Source organism: Mesorhizobium sp. L103C131B0 (assembly GCF_000502275.1).
GTDB lineage: Bacteria > Pseudomonadota > Alphaproteobacteria > Rhizobiales > Rhizobiaceae > Mesorhizobium.
This window is the reverse complement of sequence record NZ_AYXC01000003.1, coordinates 42,082-57,362: the sequence shown is the minus strand read 5'-3', so window position 1 is coordinate 57,362 and position 15,281 is coordinate 42,082. Positions and strand designations below refer to the sequence as shown.

Here is a 15,281-nt window from a genome sequence, read left to right as displayed (position 1 = left end):
TCAGCCTTCGAACGGCATTGAGACGCAGATGAAGATCGCTTGCTTGGGTTGGGGGTCGTTGGTTTGGGATCCAAGAAACTTGCCATTGTCTGGCGAGTGGGAAAAGGACGGCCCGATACTACCAATTGAGTTTGCGCGTGAATCAGGCCGAAAGCGCATAACTCTCGTGATCGCCAACATTCCGGAGACGGTGACATCCTTGTGGGCGCTGATGAAGGTCGATAGTCAGGCCGCCGCAATAGATGCTCTGGCCACGCGCGAGGACATAAAAGAAGAGAACATTCAGTATTCAATTGGTTGGTGGCGGAAAGCAGATGGAGCGTCAAATGGGCGAGGTGCACAAACCATTGCGGCATGGGCCCTGGCCCACAACCTTGATGCAGTGGTGTGGACGAACCTGAAACCCGGACTGAAAGGTAGTCCCAACGTCGTGCCGCAATACACTGCTGTGCTCAGGCACTTCAGAGACCTGATTGAAAGTGGTGATCACGCTGACGCCGAAGCATATGTACGCAAGACACCTTCACAGGTTATGACGCCGTACCGGCGCCGGCTGCAGGACGATCTTCGCTGGACACCCATTCCAACATAAACTCTTAGATGGGACATCCAAATGTATCAACGTCGCGCGATGCACCCATTAAGCAGATCCCTGAAGCCGCTCGCACGGGAAACAATAGAGACATTGTGGACGATTTTCGTCGCGATCGGTGAGCATTGGTCCCTTGAGGACCAGCCCACCGGCTATCGACTTCGTTTTGAAACGTTCCTTGAGAACAGGACAAACTTGAATCCCGTGTATGAGGGTTACTACGTCGACGGTGCGGCATATTTTGAAAGCTTGACCGCAGACATTGGACCGGCGGCAGCTCTCGAACGCCTCTTTGCCCAGAAGCCGCGAGTGGTCCAATCGGGGATCCCAGCCACGCGACTTGAGGCGGTACAGCGGTTCGTGGTGAATGAATTCATCTCTCTCCGACTGGCTCTCGGAGGATTCAAGTCCTTCGGCGCGATCAATTATCGGGGCTATTTTGGCGGCGCGAATATCGATGGGGAGCCAACCCCATATCGGGAGCGATAAACGATGAAAGTCGGTACTGTCATCGTCGGCTCCGGTGTGGCTGCAACCGCCGTCGCTCAGAGGCTTCTTGCAGATAACCCGCAAGCGTCGGTGCTCATTCTTGAGGCCGGCGTCCGGGTCAAGACCAAGGATTTTGGCTTGTGGGAGCAATACATGCTGACCCGCCAGACGCCGTACGAGCAGTACACTGATCTGCCATATCCACAGCGCGATTTTCCAGGTGAAAACACTAGTGCGGGTGGCACGGACATGCCGCTCAATGGTGCCAGAGTCTTCGCGTACGGAGGATCGACCCTGCATTGGGGTGGCTGGGCGTTCCGGCTGAAGCCTGAAGACTTCCATTTGAGGTCGAATACCGGCGAAGGCATCGACTGGCCCTTCGACTACGATGAGCTTGAACCATTCTACTGCCGTGCCGAACACCATTTGGCAGTATCGGGGGATTCTCGCGATCCTCTGCTCAAGCGCAGTCGCGACTACCCGTTTCGCGAGTTTCCTTTCACGTTGATGGATCGCCCGATCGCGGATGGACTCAAGAAGCTTGATTTCGATTTTGGCCATTTGCCGATAGCCAGGCGCGGCGTATCGGGTGAACCGTCGAGGCATGCTCCGTGCCAAACAACCGGAACCTGCAAATATTGTCCTTTCGGTGCGCGCTACGCTGCTTGCAACTACCTCGATGATTTCATCGAGTGGAACGATTGGCCTGGCCTGTCGGTGCGGCTCGGCGCCATCGTCGATCGCATCATCACAGACGGAAAGCGTAGGGTCAAAGGTGTAACATTTTGGGATCGCGAGACCGGAGCCTCTCAAGATGTTGAGGCCGATCGGGTGATTGTCGCCGCCGGCACCATCGAGTCTGCCAAGCTGCTCCAGCGCTCTGTTTCAGATGATTGGCGAAATGGGCTTGGCAATAACCATGATCTGGTGGGTCGGTATCTCGTTACGCATCCTTACTTTACTTTCGAAGGGCTGTTGCCTGCCAATCCGCTTCGTCTCCAGGCCGAGATGGATTTTCCAACCCTCGTGTCGCGGCACTTTGACAGCGAACCCCAGCAAGCTGCCGGAAAATACGTGCTCGTCTCACCCCCAGACGCCGTCGGATTTCGACTTGCCGATAGCCTTCAGAAGGGTCAATCTCGCGCCGAGATCGACGCGGCGCTCACAGGTCGAAATGGCGTTCAAATCCACGGAATGATCGAGGTCTTTGGACGCCACTATAATCGGGTAACTGTCGCCAAGGAAGCGAACGGCAAGGTCAAGTACAACCGGGTCGGGATACCAATGACCCAAGTAGAGTACACCAAAGACCCTGACTTTGACCAACGAATGAAGGATGTCGAAGCGCAGGTCGGCGAAATACTAAAAGCTATGGATGCACCCCCCACGGGGACGAAATCATTGTCATGGCGCGCAGATCACGCTGCCTCCGTCTGTAGGATGAGTTCGAGGGAGCAAGATGGCGTGGTCGATGCCGATCTGAGAGTTCATGGGATCGACAATCTATATGTGATCTCGAATGCTGTATTCCCAAACATCGGCGCAATAAATCCGACCCTGACGCTCACGGCTCTGGCTATCAGGCTCGGGGATCATTTGAACGCGGGAGGCGGCGTCTAGTGAACGAAGCTGAAAGAGAGGAGAAGCACCGAACGCTGCTGGCTCGACTGCAACTGGCCTTGGAACTGGAGTGGGCAACCCTGCCCCCATACCTCGTGGCCCTTCTCAGCATTAAACGAAGTTCTAACCGGGTAGCGGCGGACCTCATCCGTGGTGTCGCGATGGAAGAGATGCTTCATTTGGCCCTGGTCGCAAATGTCATGAATGCTGTCGGCGGTCGTCCGTTCGTCGGAAAGTCGAACTGTCCGAGATACCCTCTAACGATGACGTTTGAGGGCCGACCCTTCGCTGACCGGACGTTTCCAATCAACCTGGAGCGATTTTCCAAGGCATCGATGGTTACTTTCATGAAGATCGAGCAGCCACAGCAACCTGTTACCAAGACGGCATGGTTGCACGACGTGATAGATGTCCCCGCACCCACCATTGGGGAGTTCTATGGTGAGATCGTCTCTCTGTTGGAGGAACTCGATGCCGCGCTTCCAGGCAAGCTGTTTAGCGGCGATCCCAGCCACCAACTCGAGAGCGATTTTTTCTGGGGAGGTGGTGGAACAATAAGGATTGTGACCGACCTTGAAAGCGCAAAGGCCGCCCTGAGGACGGTGGTGGACCAAGGTGAAGGCGCGTGGCCTTGGACCCAGGATAGGCTCGCGGCCAGCGTCGACCACCCGCTCGATATGGGTCACTACTACCGCTTCAGCGAAATCTTCTTCGAACGGCACTTTTCAAAGACTGACAACCCCGGCAAACCGCCGACAGGCATCGCGATGCCTGTCGACTATACTGCGGTGTATCCGATAAAACAGAATGCCCGGACAACGGATTATCCCAAGGGTTCCAGAATAGCGGCGCTGAACGACGCCTTCAACAACCGATACACCATGATGCTGCGGCAACTCGGCGAAGCGATCAACGGCACGCCCAATGCGCTCTACACCGCGATCATGAACGGTATGCACGAAATGACGTCGATCGCACGCGATCTCATGGAGGCTCCGATCGCCGACTCGACTAGTGGGGAGACGGCCTGCCCGACGTTCGAGTGGATTGACTAAAACTGAGCCGCGAAGAAAAAGACAGAGATTGGGATACAGGACCGCTACGTTTGCAAGGCGGACGCTCGGAGACCCTAGCCGGACCGAAGAGCCCCTTATTCAATAAACGGCCTGAAATTTCAGTTCTCCCCTCGTCCCCACTTTAAGGCTGTAACCCGTCCTTGATCGCCTGAGGAATGTTGCGCTGGCCCGCAAGCGCTGGATAATAGCCGGGATCGCCCGTGACGGTCAGTTCATCGAGTTCCAGCGGCTTCAAAACCGCTGGCGCCTTTGTGGCCGTCGGCATCGCGGACATCCGGATCGTTCCGGGCAGCGGCGCCTCGCTGTCGAAGCGTGGGCGCAAGTTCTCGTCCGGCGGCTCGTCTTGGTCCAGAACGAGAGTCCAGTCGGCCCGCGGGGTCGGACCCTGTCCGAACACCCTCCGTCGCGCGCCGTCCATTGCCATCGTCATCAGTGGCGACGGTGGCAACTTGGCCTGCTTCTTTGCCAACGTCGGCAAGTTCTTCATCGCATTACTCAACCTCTTGGTGGCGACCTTCAGCGACAGTCCCGCGACGATCTCGTCGGCGTTGGCATCGTCGAGATTGAGATAACGCGTCTCACCCGCAAAACTGATCACCTCCCCTGTTCCTGAAAACCCCGCCGTCAGTTTCTTGATCGCATAGCGAGGCAAGCCGTCGATCACGACGAGGTCGATTCTGGTCTCGTCCGCCTTCAGCAGATGCTCATAGGCATCGCCGGCCTTGCCCCTAACCAACACCAGATCGGCATATTTCCCGGCTTCGATCGAGCCGAGATAGCGGTCCCACCGCAATAGGCCCGCCGCCACAATGGTCGCCATCGCGACGATATCGCGATCGGAAAACCCGAGCGCCTGTACCGAGTTAACCACCCGTACCACCTTCAACTCGTGTAGCAAATTCTTGCTACCGCTCGGCGACCAATCCGAGCCAAGCCCGATCCGCACGCCCGCCGCGCGCGCTGACTTAATGTCGGCCGTCTGGCCATAGAGCATGAAGTTTGACAGCGGCGACCACACCATACCTGCGCGCACTGCGGCCAACCGGTCGAAATCCTTCCGCGTCAGCGCGTTGCAATGAATTCCGGTCAGCGACGCCGCGATCGCCCACACATTGGGACTAATCTCTAGGTCGAGGAAATGCTTGCGCGCGCTCGCATCGATCCCTTCGCTGAGATGCATCAAGAGGCATGGAAAATCCTTCAGGTAGCCGAGGAAATTGTCTTTGTCTTTGGCGGCATAGTCCGGGATGCGCGCCTTGGCATCGGGCAGTGTGCTGTCGAGACTCTCCTCGACGTTCCGAACTATTCCTCTGTACTGTCGCATCAGTCCCGGCGCGCTGAACAGGGTGATGCCCTGTGACGTAGTCGTCCCGCCCATTAGGCATTTGGCCTCCGTGTAGCGGGCAATCGCCGGTGCCACGCCAGGCGTCTTGCCCAGCACGCCCATTGGTCCGCTCACGCCGGCCTGGTAGGGAGGCGAGCCTTGCCACTGGCCGCGATTGCAATAGAGCTTAGGGACATCCCAAAGCTTCAATATGTCGTAGCCCAGGTGGTTGTGGAGCTCGATCAGCCCCGGATAGAATGTTCCGCCGGTGTTGATGGGCGTCATGTGCTCGAACCCCTGCGGTGGCGTCGCCGCGGCGTCGAGCACCGCCTTGATCCGGTTGCCTTCGATCCAGATCACCGCGTCCTTGAGCACACTGAACGCCGCGTCCATCTGCACCACACGCCCGCGATAGGCCCGCTTGCTCGCCTGCATTGTCGCCCCTCCTTTGGTTCAGACCGTCTTCGGCGCCGTCCAGATCAATGTATGCCGGTCGTCCGGCCGCGGCCTGCTGACGCTCGCAAACTTTGCCGGAGTCTGCGCCCTGAGCCACGCATCGTCGCCGACGAATGCCGGCAAACCATAGGGGAGGTCGCGCTTCGGGATGGGCCGGTAGTCGGCTTCCGCCACCTGCGCCTCGTAATTGGGAAGGGTAGTATCCCCATCGGCGTCCGGCGTGACCAGTGCGCGCAATTGCGTGATCGCCACGCGCCAGCCATCGGCCAGTGCCGCCGGGTCACGGCTGCTCGGATGCGGCAGCTTGAACACCGGAGTCGTGCCTTTGCCCGGCCATTTGGTTACCGCCTGCTGCGCCTGCACTCCAAACCCGATGATCGCCTGCACCCTGGCCGTCTTCGCCATGTCGTAGAGCGCGTTCCGCCATGCCTTGTGGTCAGGCGCATCGAGCACATCGTCGCCGCCAGCGGCTTGGCTCGGTATCAGCGCCAGCGCATAGGCATTGAGACAGAGATAGGATCTAGTGAGACCGAGTTTGGCGAGGAATCCCTGAACGCGCTGTCCGGCGTCGCCGACCAGCGTCCGTCCGACCAGCCTCTCGGTCGCACCCGGATCAGACGCGATGCACAGCACCCGTGCCGACCCATCGAGCCGGCCGCGGTAGAACACCGGCCCCCAATCGTACCAGAAGAATTGCTTGAAGGGCGCGTAGTCCGGCATCGCTGCAAAGTGTTGCGCAAATGGATCAGGTGGTCCGTGATCGAATTCTACACTCAAGCGACGCCTCGCATAGTTGGATACTGCGCAATAGAAATAGTGCCATCTGGTCCACAGGCGCAAGCTCAGATCAGGCTCCCTAATGCGCCAGAGCACGTCCGCGGAAATCGTCCGCCACCTATATGCTCTCATCTGTCCCGATCGCGACAGCCAACTGGCAGGCGGACTGCAAGAATATCGGCAATGTACCGAATAAAGACAACCCTGAGCCACTGCCGGGAATCGCGGACCATTGCCCGTTGATCGTAACATTTGGCATCTAAGACGCGATCTCGGAACAGCCGAGCGGCGTGCCCTTCCGCTCGGGCTGGTTCACAGCAGCAGGGCTACCAGAGACGTTATTCGGAAGGACTCCACCGAAGCGGACGTTGCCCCATGGCCACATCTTACCCGAGGTGGATGCCCCCTTTGGCGGTGTTTATCCTCCCATGCGTCTCCACGACAGCAGACGCCAATTATGTAAAATACAGTTTAACCATCTATACTTAACAAGGCTATTGCAAATCCTTGTAAGTCGTGCAAAATAACGCAGGAGGGATTGTTTGTATTTCTTTTTAATTGAGAGGCGACCGTGATGCGTGAGGTTCGCACCACGGCTGCGTTTGCGGCTTTGATTTGGCTTTGTGCCTCATGCGTTGCTAGCGCAAGTGGCCCTGGAGGGCAATATCCAGCAATCGGCAGCCTAGAAGCCTGTCCTGCGGAATCCAATGCTGCCAAAATCGACAAGGCAGTTGCATCGGACAGTGTCAATCCGCGGGCTGGCCGCTTGATTGTGAGTTCTAAAATGGGGGATGCACTATGCCGGACAGTGAGGACAAAGTTGTCGACAATCCAACTTTCCTGGAACACATCAAATTTTTCTTTGAAGCCATAGATGTGGATCATATGGCGCCGCGTGGCGTCGATCTCGCTACCTACGACGGGGTAAAGGCAAACGCCACCTCAATCTACTCCCAGACCAAATCCGGATCGATGCCTCCGGAACCGGAAAGGCGTTGGTCGCAGAACCGCGTTAAAACGTTCAAGAACTGGATCAGTGGCGGATTTCCGATGGGAAACGCGCCAGCGAAGGTCCTGAAGACAATGTCCAGTTTGGCGGCAACCGCCCGCGGGGCGTTCCGACGCGATGCCGAGAACATGTCGAAGGAAGAAGTTGAAAGACTCGCACTAGCCTTTCGGACGATCATGGAGCGTTCGCCAGACCATCCGCAGAGCTATTTTGCGCTCGCTGATATTCATTGGTTTCCGACACCGGTAAACTGCCTTCATCATGAAGAGCGATACAATCCCTGGCACCGCATTTTCATCGACCGCTTCGAGGCGGGTCTCCAGTCGGTTCCAAAGTGCGAGGATATCAAGCTGCCCTATTGGAACGTCGTCCGTCAGCCGCCAGCGTGGATGTTTCAGCCGCCGTTCGACAGCTACACTTTGCAACGCGACGCTGCGCCACAGTACCCCGCCGGCACGGCGACAAAACGGCACTCCGCCAAGAAAATCCATGCCGAGATGGTCGATCGCGATGTCGAGGGGACCATAAAGGGCGCGCTAGATTCCCCGACGTTTGAAAGCTTTACCCAGCAGATCGAGCAAGCGCACGACGACGGGCACGTGTCGTGCGGTCCTGCGATGCAAACACCCGATATTGCGGCCTTCGATCCGATTTTCTGGCTCTTCCATTGCAACTGGGAGCGCATGTGGTGGGCATGGCAGCAGCGCCACCAAGCCGTGTCGCTTGAAGACTTTCGCAAGACGCTCAGCATCCCGGACATGGATTGGCTGGATGTAGCTCCCTTTAACGAACTGAAACCGTTCACGGAAACAGCCGCTCAGGCGATCGACGCGTCGCAGTACGCCTATGAGGATCCGGCGGCGTCGCTGTTCAGCGCCTTGGCCAGGGTTGCGCGAGGCAATATCTCGGCCGATCAGTCGTTCAGCATCCCGCGCAAGGCCAGGCTCTCCATTCGCGTGAAAAACATAGCACGCCTGGCCATATCCGGCAGTTTTGAAGTCCAACTCCTTGCGGACGGCAAGAGAGTTGCGCGGCACGCCTTTTTTCAAGGGACCGAACCCAAAAAATGCCCAAGCTGTGTGAAACGCGAGACCGTTAACGTCGATCTGAGGGCCAATCGTTCGGACGTGGCCGGCAAGAAGCTCGAGGTACGCATCGAGGTGCTTGGCGCGAAAGGCAAGGACCGTGTGCTGGCCCTAAGCGAAGTCGGAAATCCAACGATCAATATCCGGGAATTGCTCGTCGCCGAGTAGGAAGGGCCTCCAACGAAACTTGGAATTCCTGATTATGAAGGCGTCAATCTTTTGGACATTGCCGGCCCGTTCGAAATGTTGGGGCGACCGAGCGCGATTGTGCGGTCGGCCATCGCGTCGGACCATACCCGACGTGTGGCTATGGGTTTGGGGCTTTCATGCCGCCGTCTCCGTGCTGACAGGCCACGCCGGCCTTTGCTCGGCGCGGCTTCGGCAGCCTCCGGCGCGGGCACGATGATTGCCGGCGCGTTGGACGTCACAATCGATCGGCGACGGGACCGGGTCGTCTTCGTTGTGGATGTAGCGCATGAACATCGCGACGGTCTTATCGGCGGTCGGAGCCATGCCGACCTTCAACGGCACACCGGAATTGGCGATGTCCGTCGCCGCGGGTGACTAGGCTGGAGCAGATTGAGGGGAAATCCGGAGTGGGTGGCGCCCAAGGCAAAGCCATGCCGTAAGCCCTTGGGGCTCGCTGATCCCTCGATGCTCTCCTGTGCCACTGCCCGTTTGACATTGCGCCACGCCGTCGTTCGGCTGAGCGGACAAGCTGAGCTTGGCCTGAAAGGCCACCCAAGGCCCGCTTTGGGCCAAACCCGGAGATCATGTCGCCCAAGCCGAACGTCTCCTTTGAGGAAACGGCGAGCCTGATCTTAACGGCCGACGTTGGGCGCATTGCTGACCTTCAAAGCGTTGGTGCAGGCCTCTGCGCCTAGCAATAAACGACATGAACCGGGAATCTTCCTGGGAGGAGCGGGGAACTCGATGCGTGACTCTTGGGGAGATGCTCGGGATGGACCTCGAGAAGCGTGATTTTGATCTGCGGCTTACACCTGTTGCAGTCGAAATTGAGCTTCAAGGGATCCACGCCGCCGCCATTAGACCATCATCAGGTCCGCGGACCGGCAGTAGCGGACGTTGCCGCAGCTGCACTCGGCTTTCACAAGCATGTTGTGCCGGGTCGCCTTCCCAGAGTGTCGATCGGATCGTGCGCCATAGTGAACAAAAATGAGGAACATATTCCTGTCCAGTCAAGAGGGATTGACTACCGTGTTCCTATTTTGTTCACTGCGGGCAAATTGGAGACAAACCATGAAACCGACGATTGCGACTGAATCCGAACAGCCCGAAATCTACGCCACGATAAGGCGCGAGCTGCCGGCCATACATCGCGCTGTCAGCAAGATGGGAAAGCAGATGCGCGGCCTCTCACCTCTCAGCCAAAAGGCGGCCATCGCTGAATTAACCGCCATATGGTGCCTGGCGAACTATCCCGCATGACCTTGATCGTGCATTGTCTTTGGCAGAGGCCATACATGACAGGGCCACTCCGCGACGACAACGCGTCGACAATCATGCATGTGAACATGCCGGCTGCGGCAAGGATGGAGGCTTCGGATTTGCAAAGCCGCGCATGGCATCGCACTGGTTCTGCATGGAAGACCGGAAATCAATGACGGTTTCCTCTATCTGTGAGGCCGAGGAAGCGCTCCTGGGGCAGTGGCCAAATAAAGAAGCGGCGGCCTATAGGAATGCGTGCCGATTAATTGCGGAGGCCAAGGATGGAAGCTGCAGTCCGGCCGTAGCATTTGCGGCGTTCAAGGCCGCCGCTATCGACCAGCNGCGGAGGCCAAGGATGGAAGCTGCAGTCCGGCCGTAGCATTTGCGGCGTTCAAGGCCGCCGCTATCGACCAGCGCTTGCTGCAGCCGGCCAAGACGGAGTCCGGCGCTCGGCATGTCGGACAAGTGCCATAAACCATCGTGATGATGAACCGCCGTCTCCTAGGCGCGTCGCTCGCTGATTTCGTCAAGTTGCTTGCTTCGGGGGAGCTTCCAATCCTAGACGAGAAGACTGATCGCCAGCGAAAGCGACGGCATCTGCTTCATATTCGAATGCTCGGGAATACGTTTCACCGTTCCTCCCTATGATGCGAACAACCCACTCGCCCAACGAATGGCGGATCTCTAGGAAGAGGGAAGACGAAGACGGCGGCCGGTACGTGACGCTGTCCAATGCCCTCGGGAGGCTTGTCCCGCCAAAATCGGCTCCATCATCGGAGGAATGAACTTCACGCATGCACTGACTCCCGAGACCGCGAGTCAATTAGCGCGTGCTTAATTAGTTCCGGAGCGTTTTAACGAATCGTTGACCGCGCTGTCCCAGAATAGGACGGCGCGGTCAAACCCCAACCTTGGCTGCGCAGGCGGCTNTTAACGAATCGTTGACCGCGCTGTCCCAGAATAGGACGGCGCGGTCAAACCCCAACCTTGGCTGCGCAGGCGGCTTCGGCATTGAGTTCCACCCCGAACTGTCGGAGCCGCCACCCACCCCACACTTATACCAGCAATGGTTGAATCAACCGTTACTGCACGTGCTTTCCATGGCGCTTCCCTGAGGTTTATCGACTTCTGGGTACGGAAATAGCAGATGGCGCCCGTCGCCCCGTCCTCGACGCGCTCGACCAGGCCCAACGCTTCCATGTCCTTGAGCCGCCTCGACAAGAGGGCGGACGAGACGTTGCCCACCCCCTTGCGAATGTCATTGAAGCGGGTCGAGCCGTTCCAGAGTTCGGTCAGGATTTGGATCGTCCAGCGGGGCTCCAGGAACTCGCAGGCGTGCGAGATCGGGCAGACCAGTCCGTAAGGCCGTCGCGTCATGGCTGACCGCTCCTTTGCCGCAGGTTAGGCCTTGCGGAGCTCTAAGGCCAGTTCACAGTCTGAAGCGGAGTGCTTCCGAAGGTGCGCTGGCCCCTTCCCGTCCTCTGCCATGATGGTGGTCGTCATTCGTGCATCCCCCAACGGAGGCTACCATGACCTGGCGTAACATTACGCAAACGACACTAGGCGAGACCGCACTGCGCGTGCCGCGCACTTTTTTTGATCCTCCGCTCGAACGGCTGCTGGCCCTTGTCTGTGAGTGGCGGACCCGCCGCAACATAAAGCGTGGGCTTGGTCACCTGTCCAACTTCCTTCTGCGCGACGTTGGCTTAACCAAAGCAGACGTCGAGGCGGCCTGCGCCGACAGTTTCGATACATCCGCCTCTCTCGCGCTTAAGAGTGCAGCGCAGAACCAGACGGGAATTTGGTGAGAAGGGAAAGCCCCGCGGGCTGAGCCCGCTTGAGGGCGGCAATTGATCAGCCGAATTAGGGCCATTCTTTAACAACGATTTTGAGGCGCAACCGCGGCGTCCGGCGTGGTCGCCGGCGATGTCTCCATTCGGGCCGCTGCAAAATTGAACTCTCTGGTCGAGTTAAGGCGCATTGCTGACCGGTAGATTTTTTGAGCCGGTAGCTGACCGGCAGCTTCGGTCTGCGAATCTTCAAGGCCGGACATTCAGGGTTGGCGTGGGCGCGTCGTGACTTGACCTGAGGGGGAGCTTAGCGCACTCGACAAAGGGTTCCAGCTTTCAAGTGGTCGGCCTAGTCAGGATCCGATCATCGCCAGAATGGCTTTGCAAGTTCAGACTCCACTTCGTCCTCCGTCAATCCAATATCGTCGATCATGTGCGGCGCTACCCCCGATAGTCGCGCTAGGTCACGGCGGTAGAAATGCCGTTGCCGCCATCTTGAGACATAGCGAGCTATTCTGATTGCTCGAACCTCATGGGACAAGTCCTGAAACGTCGATGCAAGAAGATTGTTGCTCACCGTCAGGCCTCCGTGCCAACCTCGCGCTTGCAGATGACAGCGTAGGCAGACAGCGTACCGGCTACAAACCAGTCTTTCTCTGGGATAGGCTCAGAATTCCTGAGGTAGTGACAGTCGATGCGTCTCCCTTCACTCAATGCGCTTCGGGCCTTTGAAGCAGCCGCGCGCCACGAAAGCTTTGCGCGCGCGGCTGAGGAGCTATGCGTGACCGAAGGAGCGATCAGCAGGCACGTCAAGCTGTTGGAAACAGCATTGCAAGTGGAATTGTTTCGACGATTGCCGCGCCGGTTGGTTTTGACCGATGCGGGGCGCAATTTTCAACCGATCCTGGCGGCCGCGTTCGAAAGCATTGCCGCGGGAGCTCAAGACGTGCAACGCCAGCCTCGGCATCTGAAGGTTATCTGCCCGCCCACCTTCTCCATTCGGTGGCTGCTCCCGCGGCTTGACCGTTTCAAGCAGCAATGGCCTGCAATCGGTATTCGGGTAACGACCGCTCCTTTTGACTGGGAAATTTTCTTCGGAGGTGAGTTCGATCTCGCCTTTGACTGCGGTTATCCAAATCGGCCGAAAGATATCGAGGCGGTGTTGGTGTTGCAATCGTTCGGCACCCCAGTTTGCTCTCCAAAGCTACTGGAGAGGGGCGTGCCAATAACGTTTCCTGCCGACCTGGTTCACCATAACCTGCTGCACGAGACGCCTGATCGGCACGATTGGAAAGTTTGGGCTGGGCGATTTGCGCCGAACCTTCTTGACGTGAACTCGGGTGAGGTTTTTCCCAGTGCCGATATGGCCTATCGTGCCGCGGCCATGGGCCAGGGCGTCGCGATCGGAGACCTCTCTGTGCTTCACGACGAGATTGCCAAGGGAGAACTGGTGCTGCCGTTCAAAGATATGCAGATCTCTGACGACACGGAGGCCTATCATTTGTGTTGCAGAAAAGATTGCTGGACCGACCCTCGTATCGCCGCGTTCCATAAGTGGGTTTCGGACGAGGCCACGTGGTCCTGAAGCCCGGGACGGTCAGGCCGCTGCCCGCCTCGTTGCGGTCGTTAGCCCTTCCGGCAAGGAAAGCTCCGGTCCCAAAGCTACCGCTCGAAACAATCAAGGCCGCATCGGGGCCTCCGATCCTGACTACATTCAGGATGGCCAAAGCGGCTTCACCCGCTCAATCCGATACCTCTTCTCGAACTCACGGAGCACCATTTCGAGCGTTGCCTCAAAAGCACTCTGATCGAACATCATCGATTTCTTTGCCTCGTGAAGATAGCGCCAGTCGGTGAAGGCATCTTGGTGTTGATACAGAATGTGACGAATGCTGTACTCGATGTAGAAACCATTGGGATGATACGGGACCACTGACCTTTTGAACTCCGCGTCGAGTTTCTCTTGGCTTTCGGGCTTTAGGCGATCAAACAGCCTTATCAGGTTGTGCGATTTGACGACTTTTGGATTTTCGTGGTCGAAGACGAACCACGCTTTGAGTGCCAGCTCCATAGAAAGCGCCAAAAGCATCGGTTCAACACCGACGTGTTCGCGTTCGCTCAGGTCTGCATGCTTTCCGAATTCTCGGCTTGGAAAGCTCTGAGTTTTTCGGAAGATCGCCTTTGCGGCTTCCCCGATCCTAATGGCCGTCGATAAGCGCGCACTCATTAGGGGTCCATTAGATTGATCTAAATTAACGCCGGAGCTGAGCTGAGATATTGCAAGAACGCAATCGCTTAGGCCAGGAGGCACGGAACACAACTTACTGACGACAAGTTAGAGTTGAGTTCACCGCCGGCGACCCGTTTTCGGAAGGTGGGCGAACGACCGGAATGAGGCGGCGGGTTCAACCGGTCGTCGCAACCCGCTTTAATCTGAGAGGATGAAGAGGTGTTGCATGGTGACGTCACGGATCTGGTTTACGTCAGCGCAGAAGGTCGAGCTTTGGGAGCGATGGAACCGAGGTCAGAGCACTTGACCGCCGGAACAAGACCGGCGTTCAGCGGATCGTATCCTTACGCAGCGGCATTGCTCCGTCAGCTAGGCGTAGAGGGGCCTTGGCGCTCGGGCTGGCGGAACGCGAAGAGATCTCTCGCGGGATCGCGGCGGGTCTTGCGATCCGCGCTATTGCACGAAGTCTCGGGCGATCCCCATCGACAATATGTCGCGTTATCTCGCGCAATGGCGGTGCACAAGCGTATCGTGCAACCCGGGCCGACAAGCATGCTTGGGTGCGAGCGCTGCGCCCGAAGCAGTGTCGCCTGGCAAGCTCTGGGCGGCTACGATGGCAGGTGGCGCAAAAGCTAGCGCTGCAATGGTCCCCGGAGCAGATAGCGGGCTGGCTGAGGCGAGAGTACCCAGGCGATCCAAGCATGCGGATATCTCATGAAGCGATCTATCGCAGTCGATTCATCCAGTCGCGAGGGGCGCTCAAGAAGGAACTATCAGCGCACCTGTGTACCAAACGACAGATGCGGCTCGCAAAAGGCGCACAGAGCCGGACGGGGCAAGGACAAATACTCGATATGATCTCCATCCGCGAGCGCCCCGCCGAGGCTGAGGATCGCGCCATCCCAGGCCATTGGGAGGGTGATCTGCTCACCGGCGCGAACGACACGCACATCGCCACCCTTGTCGAGCGACACAGCCGGTTCACGATGCTTGTAAAGGTGGCGAGGAGGGACTCGGCCACCGTCGTGGCGGCCCTTGCCCAGACGATCGGCACATTGCCCGAAGAGTTACGACGCTCGCTAACGTGGGACCAGGGCAAGGAGATGGCTCGGCACATGAGCTTCACCGTTGCAACCGATCTACAGGTCTACTTCTGCGATCCGCGAAGTCCCTGTCAGCGCGGCAGCAATGAAAATACCAACGGTCTGCTCAGGCAGTACTTCCCGAGAGAAACCAACCTCTCCCATGTCTCGCAGGCCCAACTCAACGCCGTCGCCCTGCAGCTCAATCAGCGACCCCGAAAACCCTGGACTTCGAAACGCCGGCCGATAGGCTACAGAAGGTGTTACGATGACCGGTTGAACCCACCGGCGCAAATTGGTCA

At 57.9% G+C, this 15,281-nt stretch carries 14 protein-coding genes and 2 pseudogenes; 10 read left to right on the top strand and 6 right to left on the bottom strand.

Annotated features, from left to right (window positions below; translation table 11 throughout):
• The first annotated feature begins 28 nt into the window (after window positions 1-28).
• The 4 genes from X730_RS157150 to X730_RS157165 are packed head-to-tail and all read left to right on the top strand — an operon-like array spanning window position 29 to window position 3,756.
• Complete coding sequence (locus X730_RS157150) at window positions 29-592, top strand: hypothetical protein (RefSeq protein WP_023825858.1); 564 nt, start codon at window positions 29-31, stop codon at window positions 590-592.
• A gap of 21 nt (window positions 593-613) precedes the next feature.
• Complete coding sequence (locus tag X730_RS157155) at window positions 614-1,081, top strand: hypothetical protein (protein ID WP_023692415.1); 468 nt, start codon at window positions 614-616, stop codon at window positions 1,079-1,081.
• A 3-nt stretch (window positions 1,082-1,084) separates the two neighbouring features.
• Entirely contained in the window at window positions 1,085-2,701 is a 1,617-nt protein-coding gene (locus tag X730_RS157160) for a GMC family oxidoreductase (protein WP_023711799.1), read from the top strand.
• Complete coding sequence (locus tag X730_RS157165) at window positions 2,701-3,756, top strand: ferritin-like protein (RefSeq protein ID WP_031196685.1); 1,056 nt, start codon at window positions 2,701-2,703, stop codon at window positions 3,754-3,756. Before X730_RS157160 ends, X730_RS157165 begins: the two co-directional genes overlap by 1 nt.
• A gap of 142 nt (window positions 3,757-3,898) precedes the next feature.
• Here the strand turns inward: X730_RS157165 and X730_RS157170 are convergent, their stop codons facing one another.
• The 3 genes from X730_RS157170 to X730_RS1000000168100 all read right to left on the bottom strand — a co-directional run bounded on the left by X730_RS157170 (window position 3,899) and on the right by X730_RS1000000168100 (window position 7,219).
• Window positions 3,899-5,536: an amidohydrolase family protein gene (locus X730_RS157170; RefSeq protein WP_023825857.1), complete on the bottom strand. Its 1,638-nt coding sequence runs from the start codon at window positions 5,534-5,536 to the stop codon at window positions 3,899-3,901.
• An 18-nt stretch (window positions 5,537-5,554) separates the two neighbouring features.
• Entirely contained in the window at window positions 5,555-6,334 is a 780-nt protein-coding gene (locus tag X730_RS1000000165200) for a uracil-DNA glycosylase family protein (RefSeq protein WP_196813806.1), read from the bottom strand.
• A 471-nt stretch (window positions 6,335-6,805) separates the two neighbouring features.
• Window positions 6,806-7,219 (bottom strand): hypothetical protein, encoded by a 414-nt coding sequence (locus X730_RS1000000168100; RefSeq protein ID WP_196814804.1) that lies wholly within the window; start codon window positions 7,217-7,219, stop codon window positions 6,806-6,808.
• Between X730_RS1000000168100 and X730_RS157175 the strand changes: the two genes are divergently transcribed.
• Window positions 7,220-8,596: a tyrosinase family protein gene (locus X730_RS157175; RefSeq protein ID WP_196814803.1), complete on the top strand. Its 1,377-nt coding sequence runs from the start codon at window positions 7,220-7,222 to the stop codon at window positions 8,594-8,596.
• 32 nt (window positions 8,597-8,628) lie between these two features.
• Here the strand turns inward: X730_RS157175 and X730_RS1000000169195 are convergent.
• Window positions 8,629-8,986 (bottom strand): annotated as a pseudogene (locus X730_RS1000000169195) (hypothetical protein); the annotation flags it as partial.
• A 702-nt stretch (window positions 8,987-9,688) separates the two neighbouring features.
• On the opposite strand from X730_RS1000000169195, the gene X730_RS157185 reads away from it, so the two are divergent.
• The gene (locus tag X730_RS157185; RefSeq protein ID WP_023692422.1) at window positions 9,689-9,877 is read left to right on the top strand and encodes a hypothetical protein; all 189 of its coding nucleotides are present in this window, start codon (window positions 9,689-9,691) and stop codon (window positions 9,875-9,877) included.
• Between the two features lie 133 nt (window positions 9,878-10,010).
• Entirely contained in the window at window positions 10,011-10,256 is a 246-nt protein-coding gene (locus tag X730_RS01000000164235) for a DUF982 domain-containing protein (RefSeq protein WP_050588076.1), read from the top strand.
• Window positions 10,257-10,807: 551 nt separating this feature from the next.
• Here the strand turns inward: X730_RS01000000164235 and X730_RS1000000165895 are convergent.
• On the bottom strand, window positions 10,808-11,254 hold the full coding sequence (locus X730_RS1000000165895; protein ID WP_081730871.1) for a helix-turn-helix domain-containing protein: 447 nt from the start codon (window positions 11,252-11,254) through the stop codon (window positions 10,808-10,810).
• 152 nt (window positions 11,255-11,406) lie between these two features.
• Between X730_RS1000000165895 and X730_RS157195 the strand changes: the two genes are divergently transcribed.
• Both X730_RS157195 and X730_RS157200 read left to right on the top strand, forming a co-directional pair.
• Complete coding sequence (locus X730_RS157195) at window positions 11,407-11,685, top strand: DUF1127 domain-containing protein (RefSeq protein ID WP_023825855.1); 279 nt, start codon at window positions 11,407-11,409, stop codon at window positions 11,683-11,685.
• Window positions 11,686-12,361: 676 nt separating this feature from the next.
• On the top strand, window positions 12,362-13,252 hold the full coding sequence (locus tag X730_RS157200; RefSeq protein WP_023692425.1) for a LysR substrate-binding domain-containing protein: 891 nt from the start codon (window positions 12,362-12,364) through the stop codon (window positions 13,250-13,252).
• A 129-nt stretch (window positions 13,253-13,381) separates the two neighbouring features.
• Here the strand turns inward: X730_RS157200 and X730_RS0133350 are convergent, their stop codons facing one another.
• A complete protein-coding gene (locus X730_RS0133350) occupies window positions 13,382-13,894 on the bottom strand; it encodes a hypothetical protein (RefSeq protein WP_023829574.1) in 513 nt (170 codons plus the stop codon).
• A 214-nt stretch (window positions 13,895-14,108) separates the two neighbouring features.
• Here X730_RS0133350 and X730_RS1000000165890 point away from each other — a divergent pair.
• Window positions 14,109-15,251: pseudogene (locus X730_RS1000000165890) on the top strand (IS30 family transposase).
• Window positions 15,252-15,281: the final 30 nt, after the last annotated feature.